The 12,602-nt window shown below is 67.9% G+C and carries 9 protein-coding genes; 4 read left to right on the forward strand and 5 right to left on the reverse strand.

All coding sequences use genetic code 11. The annotated features are described in order from the left end of the window. Positions 1 to 34: 34 nt before the first annotated feature. From IEY07_RS16725 to IEY07_RS16740, 4 genes are all read right to left on the reverse strand, one after another. Positions 35 to 721 carry a response regulator gene (locus IEY07_RS16725; RefSeq protein ID WP_188896546.1) on the reverse strand — a complete coding sequence of 229 codons (687 nt, stop codon included), beginning with the start codon at positions 719 to 721 and terminating at the stop codon, positions 35 to 37. Next, on the reverse strand, positions 718 to 3,297 hold the full coding sequence (locus tag IEY07_RS16730; RefSeq protein ID WP_188896547.1) for a DUF4118 domain-containing protein: 2,580 nt from the start codon (positions 3,295 to 3,297) through the stop codon (positions 718 to 720). The genes IEY07_RS16725 and IEY07_RS16730 overlap by 4 nt, the downstream gene beginning before the upstream one ends. Positions 3,298 to 3,406: 109 nt before the next feature. Next, positions 3,407 to 4,366, reverse strand: a complete 960-nt coding sequence (locus IEY07_RS16735) for an aldo/keto reductase (RefSeq protein WP_188896548.1) — start codon at positions 4,364 to 4,366, stop codon at positions 3,407 to 3,409. A gap of 163 nt (positions 4,367 to 4,529) precedes the next feature. Continuing rightward, complete coding sequence (locus IEY07_RS16740; protein WP_188896549.1) at positions 4,530 to 4,871, reverse strand: winged helix-turn-helix transcriptional regulator; 342 nt, start codon at positions 4,869 to 4,871, stop codon at positions 4,530 to 4,532. A 141-nt stretch (positions 4,872 to 5,012) separates the two neighbouring features. Between IEY07_RS16740 and IEY07_RS16745 the strand changes: the two genes are divergently transcribed. Both IEY07_RS16745 and IEY07_RS16750 read left to right on the forward strand, forming a co-directional pair. Beyond that, on the forward strand, positions 5,013 to 8,090 hold the full coding sequence (locus IEY07_RS16745) for an alpha-mannosidase (protein ID WP_188896550.1): 3,078 nt from the start codon (positions 5,013 to 5,015) through the stop codon (positions 8,088 to 8,090). Beyond that, positions 8,087 to 9,508, forward strand: a complete 1,422-nt coding sequence (locus tag IEY07_RS16750; protein ID WP_188896551.1) for an MGH1-like glycoside hydrolase domain-containing protein — start codon at positions 8,087 to 8,089, stop codon at positions 9,506 to 9,508. Before IEY07_RS16745 ends, IEY07_RS16750 begins: the two co-directional genes overlap by 4 nt. Positions 9,509 to 9,516: 8 nt before the next feature. Here IEY07_RS16750 and IEY07_RS16755 read toward each other — a convergent pair whose 3' ends face one another. After that, entirely contained in the window at positions 9,517 to 10,488 is a 972-nt protein-coding gene (locus IEY07_RS16755) for a mannonate dehydratase (protein WP_188896552.1), read from the reverse strand. 125 nt (positions 10,489 to 10,613) lie between these two features. Here IEY07_RS16755 and IEY07_RS16760 point away from each other — a divergent pair, with 125 nt between their 5' ends. Both IEY07_RS16760 and kce read left to right on the forward strand, forming a co-directional pair. Further along, complete coding sequence (locus IEY07_RS16760) at positions 10,614 to 11,645, forward strand: mannonate dehydratase (RefSeq protein ID WP_188896553.1); 1,032 nt, start codon at positions 10,614 to 10,616, stop codon at positions 11,643 to 11,645. Beyond that, the gene (gene kce, locus IEY07_RS16765; protein WP_188896554.1) at positions 11,645 to 12,589 is read left to right on the forward strand and encodes a 3,5-dioxohexanoate:acetyl-CoA acetone transferase; all 945 of its coding nucleotides are present in this window, start codon (positions 11,645 to 11,647) and stop codon (positions 12,587 to 12,589) included. Before IEY07_RS16760 ends, kce begins: the two co-directional genes overlap by 1 nt. Positions 12,590 to 12,602 lie beyond the last annotated feature (13 nt).

Below are 12,602 nucleotides of genomic sequence, written 5' to 3' on the forward strand. Positions count from 1 at the left end.
CTACACAGCCTGGGCCGATGTTTGCAGAATCGAGTCAACCGTCGAAGCGGTAGCCCATGCCCGGTTCGGTCACGATGAACTTCGGACGGGCGGGATCGTCCTCGAGCTTGCGGCGCAACTGTGCCGAGTAGACCCGCAGGTAGTTGGTCTCGGTGCGATAGCCCGGCCCCCAGACCTCGGTGAGCAACTGCTGGTGCGACACCAGACGCCCCCGATGGCGTACGAGCACCTCCAGGAAGTGCCATTCGGTCGGCGTCAGCCGAACCGGCCGGCCATCGCGGGTGACCCTGCGGGCAGCAAGATCGATCTCCAGCGAACCGGCGGTGACGACCGGCTCACTCGCCTCGTCCGCCGGCTGGGAACGACGGAGGTTGGCACGCAGCCGGGCCAGCAACTCGTCCATCCCGAACGGCTTGGTGACGTAGTCGTCCGCGCCGGCATCCAGCGCGGCCACCTTCTCGTCGGAATCATGCCGTGCCGACAGCACGATGATCGGGACCCGGGACCACCCGCGGATGCCCTCGATCACCTCGATGCCGTCCATGTCGGGCAGCCCGAGGTCGATGATCGCCAGGTCAATCGGTCGCTTGGCGGCCGCCTCCAGGGCGGCCGCGCCGTTGCTGGCGGTGATCACGTCCCAGTGCCGGGCCCTCAGGTTGATCGACAACGCCTTGGCCAGCGCGGGTTCGTCGTCGACGATCAGGACGGTCGGCCCGGTCACCGGCGGTCCCCGCTCAGCGCCTGGCCGGCAACGCCGGGCATCGCCGGGCGCAGATCCACATCCTTGCCGGCGTCCGGCACCGGCAAGGTGAGCACCATGGTCAGGCCGCCGCCCGGTGTGTCCCTGGCGGTCAGCGATCCACCAACGGCCTCGGCGAAGCCGCGGGCGACCGCCAGCCCGAGTCCGAGCCCGCTGCTCTGCCGATGATCACCCGCTCGCTGGAAGGCGTCGAAGATCCGCTCCTTGACATGATCATCGACACCGGGGCCATGATCGATGATCTTGATCTCGATCGCCGGCCCCTCGGCGGGAGAGCCTGCCAGCCCGGCGCGGAGCGTGATCGTGCCAGGTGCGTACTTCAGCGCGTTCTCCACGACATTTCCCAATGCTCGTTCAACAAGACCAGGATCGGTGTCGAGCAGCGGCAGGGTCTCGTCCACCTCGACCCGGAGCCGGTCCTGTGGCAGGTCGGCGATCGCCGGCCAGACGATCTCGTCGATGCTGGTCGCCTGCGAAAGCGCCCGCGTCGTCCCCGACTGCAGTCGCGACAGATCGAGCAGGTTGTCCACAATCCGCTCCAGGCGTACGGCTGCATGCTGCACCATGTCCAGCAACTGTTCCCGGTCCTGGGGACTGAAGTCCACATCCGGTTGCAGCAGACTCGTGACACTGGCCTTGATCGACGCCAGCGGGGTGCGCAGATCGTGGGACACCGCAGCCAGCAGGGTCCGTCGCATGGCATCGCCGGCCTCGAGCTTGCGCGCCTCCTCGGCCCGCTGTTGGAGGCGCTCACGTTCCAAGATCACCGAGGTCTGGGCGGCGAACGCCTCCAGGACCCGCCGCGATCCGGCATCGAGATCAGGCCCGCAGATCGCCAGTCCGAGCGTCGGGCTGACCCGGATATGGGTATCGGCCGCGGCCGGCGTCCGGCAGACCGGATCCCCTGCGTACTGGACGATCTGCCAGGCCGACCGCTCATCCTGGCGCTCCAACAGCGTCACCGAATCCAATGCGAACGTCGTCCGCAACTGCTCCAAGATCGCGGCCACGGTGTCCTGTCCGCGGATCACGCTTCCGGCCAGGATCGACAGCGTCTCGGCGTCGGCATTGGCCCGCCGGGCCTGCTGGCTGCGTCGTGCCGCGGTGTCGACCACCGAGGCCACCGCCGCTCCGACGATCACCGTCACGACCAGCGCCAACGCATTCTCCGGTGCTGCGATGGTGAACGTGTGCACCGGTGGCGTACGGAAGAAATTCAGCAGCAGGGACCCCCACACCGCCGCCAGGACCGCCGGCCACATCCCGCCCAGCAGCGCAACGCCAACGGTCGCGGCCAGCGACAGCAGTGCATCGGTCGCCAATCCGAGCGACAGCACCGGCAGATTCTCCAGCAACGCCAGGGCCGGCGGCACCAACACCGCCGCTATCCAGCCGAGCACCTTGCGGCGACGGCTCAGCAGATCCTTGCGCCGCGGCAGGCTGCCCCGCCGGGCTTGTTCGTGGGTGACCACATGCACGTCGATCACGTCACCCGCGCCGCCGACCACGGCACTGCTGACACTGCCGACCAACAGCGACTGCCAGGGCCGCTTGCTGCTCGCGCCGACGACGATCAACGTGGCGTTGGCGCCGCGGGCGAAGTCGGTGATCGCCTCCGCGATGTTGTCGCCGACGATCCGGTGGAAGGTGCCGCCGAGCTGCTCGGTCAGCGCTCGCTGGGCCTCCAGGGTGCCGGCCTGCCGGGACAGCAGTCCGTCACTGCGGCTGACGTGCACGGCGATCAGTTCGCCGCCGACACCGCGCTGGGCGATCCGCGCCCCACGCCGGATGAGAGTCTCACCCTCGGGCCCGCCGGGCAGGGCGACGACGATCCGCTCCCGCGCCGGCCACGGTTGGCTGATGCCGTGCTTGCTGCGATAGCTCGCCAGTCCGGCATCCACCCGGTCGGCGACCCAGAGCAGCGCCAACTCCCGCAGCGCGCCGAGATTGCCGGGTCGGAAGTAGTGGGACAGCGCACTGTCGGCCTGTTCCGGTGGATAGACGTTGCCGTGCTCCAGCCGCTTGCGCAACGACTCGGGCGACATGTCGACGAGTTCGATCTGATCTGCGGCCCGCACCACGTCGTCGGGGATCGTCTCCTGCTGGCGGACACCGGTGATCTCGGCGACGACATCGTTGAGCGATTCCAGGTGCTGGACGTTGACCGTGGAGATCACGTCGATGCCGGCGGCCAGCAGGTCCTGGACGTCCTGCCAGCGTTTGGTGTTGTGGCCGGGCTGGATCGCCGGGATGGAATGGGCCAGTTCGTCCACCAGCGCAACCTCGGGCCGCCGCTGCAGCAGCCAGTCCAGGTCGAGTTCCGAATAGCTGCCACCGCGGTGGTCGATGATCCGCCGCGGCGCGATCTCCAGCCCGTGCAGCAGTTCGGCGGTGTGGGCGCGCCCGTGAGTCTCGACCAGACCGACCACCACGTCCGTACCGCGCGCCTGCCGGCGCCGCGCCTCGTCGAGCATGGCGTACGTCTTCCCCACCCCGGGGGCGGCGCCGAGGTAGACCCGCAGCGCACCGCGTTTCATGCCTCCATTGTCCGCCGCGGACCGCGACCCGGAACGCCGCTGCAGCGACGTCCCCTACCTTCTTGACGCGTTCTTGACGGATCAGCAGCGTCCGTACGCTGTCAACTGGTCACTGCACCGGGAAGAGCGCATCCAGCCGGTCGGCCAGGTCGGCCGTCCACTTGACCTGGGTGGCCTCGCGGATGCCCTGCCACTGGGAGTCCTTGCTCGGGCCGACGATCGGCGCGGTGACGGTCGGATGGTTGACCAGCCATGCCAACGCGAGTCCGGCGGATGAGACACCGGTTTCGGCGGCGAGTTGGTCGAAGGCCCGGACCCGTTCCATCAGGTCCGGGTCGTCGAGGTAGGTGTCGGCGCGCGATGCGACGCTGGCACGGCTGCCGGCGGCCGGCCGTTCGCCGTTGCTGTAGCGGCCGGCCAGGACGCCGGTCGCCAGCGGCGAATACGCCTCGTACGCCAGGCCCTCCGACACCGCGATCGGCAGCACGTCCTTGTCGTCGCCGCGCACCAGCAGCGAGTAGGAGTTCTGGATGATCTCCGGTCGGGCAAGCCCGAGCCGGTCCGCGGTCTCGAGCGCTTCGGTCAGCTGGGCAGCGCTGACGTTGGACAGCCCGTACGCCCGGACGCTGCCGTTCTCGACCGCCGTGCTGAAGACCGGCAGCCAGTCCTGCATCGGGGTCGTGGTGTCGATCTGGTGGGCGACGAAGAGATCAACGTGCCCCAGGACCGCGATGCTGTGATCGAGCTGGCGCTGTACGCGTTCGGGGCTGAGATCGGGCCCGCTGGGAGTGATGCCGGTCTTGGTCTGGGTCAGCACCTCGGTGCCGGCATGCTCCCGATTCCAGGTGCCGACGACGCGTTCGCTGGTGCCGCCGGTGTAGACGTCGGCGGTGTCGAGGATCTTGAAGCCCTCACCGACCGCACGGTCGATCAGCTTCAGTCCGTCCTCCTCGGACAGGCCGAGCCCGGGGCCGGTCGCGGCGGCGATGCCACCGATGCCGCCGGTGCCGAGCAGGAAGCGCCCGAACTGCTTCCGACGTTCCTGGTGGGTGGATGCGGTCCAGGTCATTGGTGCCCCCTATGCCCTCCCGGCGTTAGTACGGAAATCGAACTCACATGGTCGGGCTCGACAGTACCCGGGTGAGTTCGAAAACCAAACTCACTCTCGCCGGGGCCGTCGGAGCGAGACACCAGCAAGCCCGAGGCGACGACCCGGGGCTCCGGCCAGAAGTTCACCCCACTGGAGCGACGTGGCGCTCGCCCCACCGGCGCAGCGCGGCCAGCACCGGTGCGATGTCGCGGCCGGATTCGGTCAGGTGATATTCGGCCCGGGGCGGACGGGCGGAGTACTGCCGGCGCTCGATCAGCCCGGCGTCCTCGAGTCGTTTGAGCCGCAGGGCGAGGGTCTCCCGTGGCGCTCCGGTGTTGACCTGGATGTCGGAGAAACGGTGCACGCCGAAGTCGAGCTCGCGCAGCACCAGGAGACTCCAGCGCTCGCCGACGACTGTCAGCGCATCGGCGATCGGGCAGACCCGCGGACCACCGAGATTTGTCGGTCCAGAATCCTGACTCACTCATCGAGCGTAGCTCGGCCCGATGCCGCGGCCGATGCGCGACGGACCCGCGATAGCGTTCTTCGCGGCTCGACGAGGCTCAGATCGTCGCAGAGCCTCCACCCCTGACCATCTGCGGCGTCCGGCGCCCAGGAAGGAACCATGCACGACGATCACGTGCTGCTCGAGAACCGAACCCGTCGCGTCCTGCTGGACCGCATCCTGCCGAGCGTGCACAGCACCGTCGGGCAGTTGCAGGTCGAGGCCTGGAATGTCGGCGGCGGCACCGGCGAACCGGTTGCCGCGGAGACGGCAATGCCCGGTCTCGATCCGGACGCGGCCGTGGCGGCCGGCGTCGCCTACGAACCCTTCGCGATCGGGACGCCGTGGGGCCGGGCCTGGTCGACGACCTGGTTCCACTTCACCGGAACCGTGCCCCCGGCACCTATCGCCGCCGCCGACGCTCTGGAGATCGTCGTCGACCTGGGCTGGAACGGCACCCAGGCCGGTGCGCAGGCCGAGGGCCTGGTCTTCCGGCCGGACGGAACGACGGTCAAGGCGCTCAACCCGTACAACAACTGGATCCCGGTCGATGGTGGGCCGGGCGATCCGATCGACCTCTTCGTCGAGGCAGCGGCCAATCCGAATTTCTCGCCGGGTCCGCGACCGTTCCAGCCGAGCGTGCAAGGCGATCGCGCCACCCTCAGCGATGATCTCGTCGGTCAGCTCCGCCCGGTCGACATCACGATCCGGCACGCCGAGCTGGCCGAGTTGGGCGCTGATCTTGAATTCCTGCTGGACCTGCAGTCCAGACTTGATCTTGGTGAGCCACGACGCTGGAAGATCCTGCACGCCCTCGAGTCCGCGCTCGACGCGGTCGACCTCTCCGATCTCGCCGGCACTGCCACCGCTGCTCGCGCCGAACTGGCCGATGTCCTGGCCAAGCCGGCCGTCCCGTCCGCCCACACCGTCAGCGTGATCGGTCATTCGCACATTGATTCCGCCTGGCTGTGGCCGGTGCGCGAGACCGTACGGAAGGTGGCTCGGACCGCCTCCAACGTGCTGGACCTGATGGAGCGCGAGCCCGACCTGCAGTACGCGATGTCCTCGGCCCAGCAGTACGCCTGGATCAAGGAGACCAGGCCGCAGCTGTGGGCCCGGATCGTCGGGTCGGTCAAGCAGGGCAGGTTCCACCCGATCGGCGGCATGTGGGTCGAGTCGGATGCCAATCTGGTCGGATCCGAAGTGATGGTCCGCCAGTTCACCTTCGGCCAGCGGTTCTTCCGCGACGAATTCGGCATCACCAACCGCGAGGCCTGGCTGCCGGACACCTTCGGCTACTCCGCCGCGCTGCCGCAGATCTGCAGCCTGGCAGGGATCCGCTGGTTCTTCACCCAGAAGATCTCCTGGAACAAGACCAACCGCTTCCCCCACCACACCTTCCAGTGGGAGGGCATCGACGGCACCAGGATCTACACCCACTTCCCGCCGGCCGACACCCTGCAGGGAGTGCTGTCCGCCGAACAGCTCACCTACTCGGTGAAGAACTTCAGCGAGAAGGCCGTTTCCGATCATTCCTTCCTGCCCTTCGGCTGGGGAGACGGCGGCGGCGGGCCGACCCGGGAGATGATGCAGCGTGCCAAGCGCGCTCGTGATCTTGAAGGCTCACCGAAGCTGGTGATCCGCAAGCCGGCCGACTTCTTCGCCGAGGCCGAGCAGCAGTACCCGGATCCACCGGTCTGGAAGGGCGAGCTCTACCTCGAGCTGCACCGCGCGACCTCGATCACCCAGGCCGACGTCAAGCGCGGAAACCGAACCAGCGAACGGCTTCTGCACGAGGCCGAAGCCTGGGCGACCGCAGCAGCCGTACGCGGCCTGATCGACTACCCGTACGACGAGCTCGAGGCACAGTGGCGGATGGTGCTGCTGCACCAGTTCCACGACATGCTGCCCGGTACAAGCATCGCTTGGGTCCATCAGGAGTCCATCCAGCGCTACCGCGAGATCGCGACAGCTCTGGAACCGATCATCGAGCGTTCGCTGGCCGCTCTGGCCGGTGCGGGCGATACGCAGCTCGTGGCGAACGCTTCGCCCTACGCCCGGCGCGGGATCGAGGCGTACGCCCTCCAGGTCGCGACGAGTGCATCGACCACCTCCACCGTCGTCTCGACCGGCGAAGGCTGGGAGCTGGCCAACGACCGGGCCAAGATCACCATCGCCGCCGACGGCACCATCGTCTCGGCGGTCGGCCCCAGCGGCCGCGAGGTGCTGCCGCCCGGCACTCGGGCCAATCTGCTCCAGCTCCATCCGGACCTGCCGGCCGAGTGGGACGCCTGGGACGTCGACAAGTACTACCGCAACACCGTCGTCGATCTTGACTCGGCGGACGAGATCGCACCCGTGACCCTCGGCGACGGACGCCAGGGACTGCGGGTTGCCCGGTCGTTCGGGCACGGATCGTCCGTCGTCCAGGAGATCGCGCTGGCCGCCGATGGCCTGCGAGTCGACATCAGCACCGAGATCGACTGGCACGAGCAGGAGCACCTGCTCAAGGTCGCCTTCCCGGTCGACGTCCATGCGGACACGGCGGCGTACGAGACGCAGTTCGGGCACGTGGTCCGGCCGACCCACGACAACACGACGTGGGAGGCGGCCCGCTTCGAGGTCGTCGCGCACCGCTGGGTACATGTCGGCGAGCGCGGTTGGGGTGCCGCGGTGGTCAACGACTCGACCTACGGTCACGATGTCACCCGGCACGAGCATCCCAACGGCGGCACCTACACGACGCTGCGGCTGTCGCTGGTCCGCGGGCCGCTCTTCCCCGATCCGCAGGCGGACCAGGGGCGGCACCTGGCCCGCTTCGCCCTGGTCCTGGACGCCGACGTCTCGGACGCGGTCCGCGAGGGCTACGCACTCGGCACACCGGAGCGGTCGGTCAGCGGCGCGGCTGCGGTGGATCCGATCGCTGTGGTCGACGGTCCGGTCGTGCTGGAAACGATCAAGCTCGCCGACGACCGGTCCGGTGATCTTGTGCTCCGGCTCTACGAGCCGAACGGCGATCGCGCGACGGCGACCCTGGGGACCGACGTCCCCGTCACGAGTGTCCGCGAGGTCGATCTGCTCGAGGACGACCGGGACGGTACGGCGCTGCTCGGTGCGACCGAGAACAAGATCGACTTGGTCCTGCGCCCGTTCGAGATCGTCACGCTCCGCATGACTCCTACCGGGGCGACCCGATGAGCGCGCCGGCCACACCGCCCGCCCTGCCGGATCAGCCCGGTTGGGCTCCGACGATCTCCGCCAGCGGGTCGGCCGAACTCGGGCCGACGTATGCCCTCGCGATCCGGACGCTGGCGGCCAACATCGTCCCGGGCCCGGACGATGACCCGGCCCACTTCATCCGTGCTGGGGCCGGTTATCCAACTCCGTGGACACGGGATGCGGCGCTCAACGCCTGGGGCGCGGCGTCGATCCTGCGACCGGACGTCGCCGAGCGCACACTGCGGATGGTCTGCGACGAGGGACCCGAAGGACCGGTGATCGCCCAGGACAACCAATGGTGGGACCAGATCATCTGGGTGATCGCCGCCGAGCAGCACGCCCGAGCGACCGGCGACCGGGGCTTCCTCGCCGCCGCGTACGGGATCGGGGCGCGCTCGCTGGCGATCCTGGACGCGACCCACTACGACCCGGGAACCGGGTTGTATCTCGGCCCGGCCCTGATGCAGGACGGCATCGCCGGACTGCCCTCCCCACCCGCGACCGACCGCGAGGAATCGTCGTTCGTGCTGGACTATCCGGGAGCGCACACCATCGCCTCGCTGTCCACCAACGCCGTCTACGTCGGAGCGCTCCGGGCGCTGGCCAGGATGGCCGCCGAAGTCGGGGACGCGGCCGCCTCCCTCGGCTGGACCGAGCGTGCCGACCGACTCACGACGGCCGTCGACGCCGAGCTGTGGGATCCGCGCCAGCAGACGTACGGCTACTTCCGGCACGGCGACGGGAGTCTCGACCTCTCGCAGGAAGCGGCGGGCTTCGGCCTGCTTGCCGCGCTGGAGGTCGTACCGGCGGAGCGAGCCGCCCGCCTGCTGCAGCAGCTGCACCTGGAGCCGTACGGGCACGTCAGCGTGTGGCCGTCGTTCGAGCGCTACGACCAGGACCATCCTGGCCGACACAACGTGATGTTGTGGCCGATGATCATGGGATTGGTCGGACTGGGCGCCAGTCGGTACGCCCCCGATCTTGCTCGGACGGTCCTTGACCAGTTCCACACGCTGGTCGGGCGTGACGGTCGGTTCTGGGAGATCTACGACGCCCGGACCGGGCTGCCGAGCGGCGGCTGGCAGGTCGGTCACGAGTGGCCGCCGTTGATCGACCAGACCTGGTCCGCGACGTCGTACTTGCGGCTGGTGCATCACGGCGCGATCGGACTGCAGCCCGAGGTCGACGGCCTGAGGTTCACCGATGATCACATACCCGGGCTGGGGACCGTGCGTGCGACCGGCATCGGCTGGCGCAGAGCGCTGCTCGACATCACGGTCGACGGTGACGGCCCGATCACCCGGGTGCTGGTGGACGGTGAGGACGTGACCGCAAACGATCACCACGTCCCGGGCGGGCTGACGGGAGAGCATCGGGTCGACATCACCCGCGGCTGAGGTGGGCCTCAAGCGGTGGGGATGCCCAAGGCGTCCATCATTCCCTTGACGTAACCGATCGACCAGCTCCAGGCGTTGCGGCTGTCCCCGATCATCTGCGGGACATGATCAACGATCAGGGTGCCGTCGAAGCCGACCTCGGCCAACGTCTTGAGATACTCGCGCATGTCGCCGTAGCCGGAATCGATGAAGGACTCGACGAAGTCCGGCATCGGCGAGCTGACATTGCGGAAGTGGATCTTCCACAGCTTGTCCTGGGCGGCGAAGCCGCGGATCGCCTCGGTCGGCGTCCGGCCCATCGTGGCGCCGCCCTCCAGCCAGGTGCCCAGGCACAGGCAGGCGCCGAAGTTCGGGCTGTCCGCGATGTCGAACGCCCGCTGGTAGCCCTCCCAGGAACTGGCGATGCACCGCGGCACACCACCGAGCGGGACACCCGGCGGATCATCGGGATGCAGCCCGATCCTGATCCCGAGCTCCTCGGCCACCGGGACGACCCGGCGGACGAAGTAGGCGAAGTTGTCCCAGATCTCGTCCTCGCTGAAGGCGCGGCCGTGGCTGAAGCCGGTCGACGGATAGGTCGTGCCGGCCCAGAAGCCGGTCGCCGATCCGTCGGTGTAGGAGCGCGCGGAGGCGCCGCCGCGCGCCGGTCTCCGGTCCCGGCCCCAGATCCCGTTGGCCATGTGGGCGTAGGTCGTGTAGGTCATGCCGATCTCGGCCATCGCTCGCAGGTGCTCGATGTAGGCGTCGATCTTCTGGTCCCGATCCGGCAGTCCCAGGGTGACTGACGGCATGTTGTGCACGTCGGTGTTCCCGACATTGGTCAAGATCAGACCAGCCGCGTCCACCCGCTGCTTGACAGAGCGGAAGAAGTCCCGACCACCACCGGTCGAGGAGACCGTGACGTGCTCGACGCCGATCTGCTGGGCGTAGCGAAGATCATCTTCGGTGAAATCCTGCGACAACTGCAGTGTCAGCTTCATGTGACTCCTTCGTCCTCAGGCATTGATAGCAGAGGCCGCGGCAGCCCGTGCGCGGGACCGTTCTACGCTGAGAACCGGTTGCTGCTAGTGGAATGTCTGACCCCCGACACAATGGAGCGTCTCCCATGGTCCAGATCGCTGAAATGCTGCCCAACGGCCCCGGCAATGAACCCCTCTGGCGACTCGTCAGCCAGATGGGAGTCCAGTACGCGGTCGGCACCCTCCCGGACGCGACGCTGTGTGGCCCCGGTGAGGCTCCATGGGATTACCTGCCCTTGCTGCGGCTCAAGCAGAAGCACAACGACGCCGGTTTTGCGTTGCCGGTGATCGAATCACGGCCGCCGCTGAATCTGACCAAGCGCGGCTTGGAGGGCCGCGATGCGGAGATCGACGTGGTCTGCAAGCTGCTCGAGAACATGGGCCGGGTCGGGATCAGGACCTGGTGTTACGAGTGGATGGCCGACTTCAACTGGCTGCGTACGGATTTCGGCTATCAGTCCCGCGGCGGCTCACTGGTCACCCGCTACCGGCACGCCGACATGGCCGACGCGCCGCTGACGGAGTGGGGCGAGGTCAGCGAGGAGACTCTCTGGGAGGCGTTGGAGTATTTCCTGCGCCGGGTGCTGCCGGTCGCCGAGAAGGCCGGCGTCGAATTGGCGATGCACCCGGACGATCCGCCGATCTCGCCCATCCGCGGCGTCGCGCGGATCATGAGCTCGATCGACAACTACCAACGGCTGCTGGACATCGTGCCCTCGCCGATGAACGGCATCACCTTGTGCCAGGGAAACTTCGTGCTGATGGATCCCGACGTGCCGAAGACCATCCGGAAATTCGGCCGGCAGGGCAAGATCTTCTTCGTCCATCTGCGCGACGTCGCGGGGACCGTCGAGGACTATCACGAGACCTGGCACGACGACGGGCAGACCGACATGCTGGAGTGCCTGAAGACCTACGACGAGGTGGGGTTCACCGGAGTCCTCCGCCCCGATCACGTACCGAGCGTCGAGGGTGAGGACAACCACCGTCCCGGCTACCAGCTCTACGGCCGGCTGTTCGCCGTCGGGTACATCGCCGGCCTGCTGCAGTCGCTCGGTACCCGGACCCTGAGACGCACTACGCCGGAGCTCCTGGTCGGCGAGAGCGTGCCGGTCTGATGATCAAGTCCCCGAAGGTGATCATCAGCACCGCGGTGACCGGCTCGGTGAACATCCCGTCCCAGAGTCCCTATCTGCCGCTGGCACCGGAGCAGGTCGTCGAAGCCGCGGTCGGCGCAGCCCGGGCCGGATCGGCGATCATCCACCTGCACGCCCGTCAACCGGACGGCCGCCCGGCCTTCGAGCCGGAGGTCTTCGAGCAGATCATCCCGCCGATCCTCGACCAGGTCGATGTCGTCATCAACATCACCACCGGCGGATCCTCGGCGATGACCATGGACCAACGACTCGCATGGTCCCGCAGATTCAGCCCCGAGCTCGCCTCGCTCAACATGGGCTCGATGAATTTCGTCTACTCCGGGATCGCCGACAAGATCACCAACTGGCGGCACGACTGGGAGAAGCCGTACGTCCTGAACACCTACAGCCATCCCTTCATCAACAGCTTCGACCAGATCGAGCACATCCTCACCACCCTCGGCGCCGGCGGCACGCGCTTCGAATACGAGTGCTACGACATCGGCCACCTCTACACGCTGGCCTACTTCGCCGACCGTGGACTGGCAAAGCCACCGTTCCTGATCCAGGGCGTCTTCGGGATCCTCGGCGGCATCGGCGCCGACCACGAGAATCTCACCCACATGGTCGCTATCGCCGACAAGCTCTTCGGGGACTCCTATCACTTCTCCTGCTTCGCCGCCGGCCGCAACCAGTTCCAGTTCGGCACCCATTCCGCCTGGCTCGGCGGCCACGTCCGGGTCGGCCTGGAGGACAGCCTATGGATCGGCAAGGGCAGGCTCGCCACCAGCAATGCCGAGCAGGTGCAGAAGATCCGCGGCGTCGTCGAGGACATCGGCCGGGAGGTCGCCACCCCGGACGAGGCACGACAGTTGCTCGCCCTCAAAGGACCCGGAAGCACTGTCCTGGAACAACCACTTCCGTGATCATTCCGCTCAC

The sequence above is a fragment of the Microlunatus endophyticus genome (genome assembly GCF_014646195.1).
Classification (GTDB): Bacteria; Actinomycetota; Actinomycetes; order Propionibacteriales; family Propionibacteriaceae; genus Microlunatus; species Microlunatus endophyticus.

Coding starts and splice junctions, on each gene's coding strand:
- IEY07_RS16730 (WP_188896547.1), bottom strand. CDS start 3,297: ATGAAACGCGGTGCGCTGCGGGTCTACCTCGGCGCCGCCCCCGGGGTG.
- IEY07_RS16735 (WP_188896548.1), bottom strand. CDS start 4,366: ATGACCTGGACCGCATCCACCCACCAGGAACGTCGGAAGCAGTTCGGG.
- IEY07_RS16745 (WP_188896550.1), top strand. CDS start 5,013: ATGCACGACGATCACGTGCTGCTCGAGAACCGAACCCGTCGCGTCCTG.
- IEY07_RS16750 (WP_188896551.1), top strand. CDS start 8,087: ATGAGCGCGCCGGCCACACCGCCCGCCCTGCCGGATCAGCCCGGTTGG.
- IEY07_RS16755 (WP_188896552.1), bottom strand. CDS start 10,488: ATGAAGCTGACACTGCAGTTGTCGCAGGATTTCACCGAAGATGATCTT.
- IEY07_RS16760 (WP_188896553.1), top strand. CDS start 10,614: ATGGTCCAGATCGCTGAAATGCTGCCCAACGGCCCCGGCAATGAACCC.
- kce (WP_188896554.1), top strand. CDS start 11,645: ATGATCAAGTCCCCGAAGGTGATCATCAGCACCGCGGTGACCGGCTCG.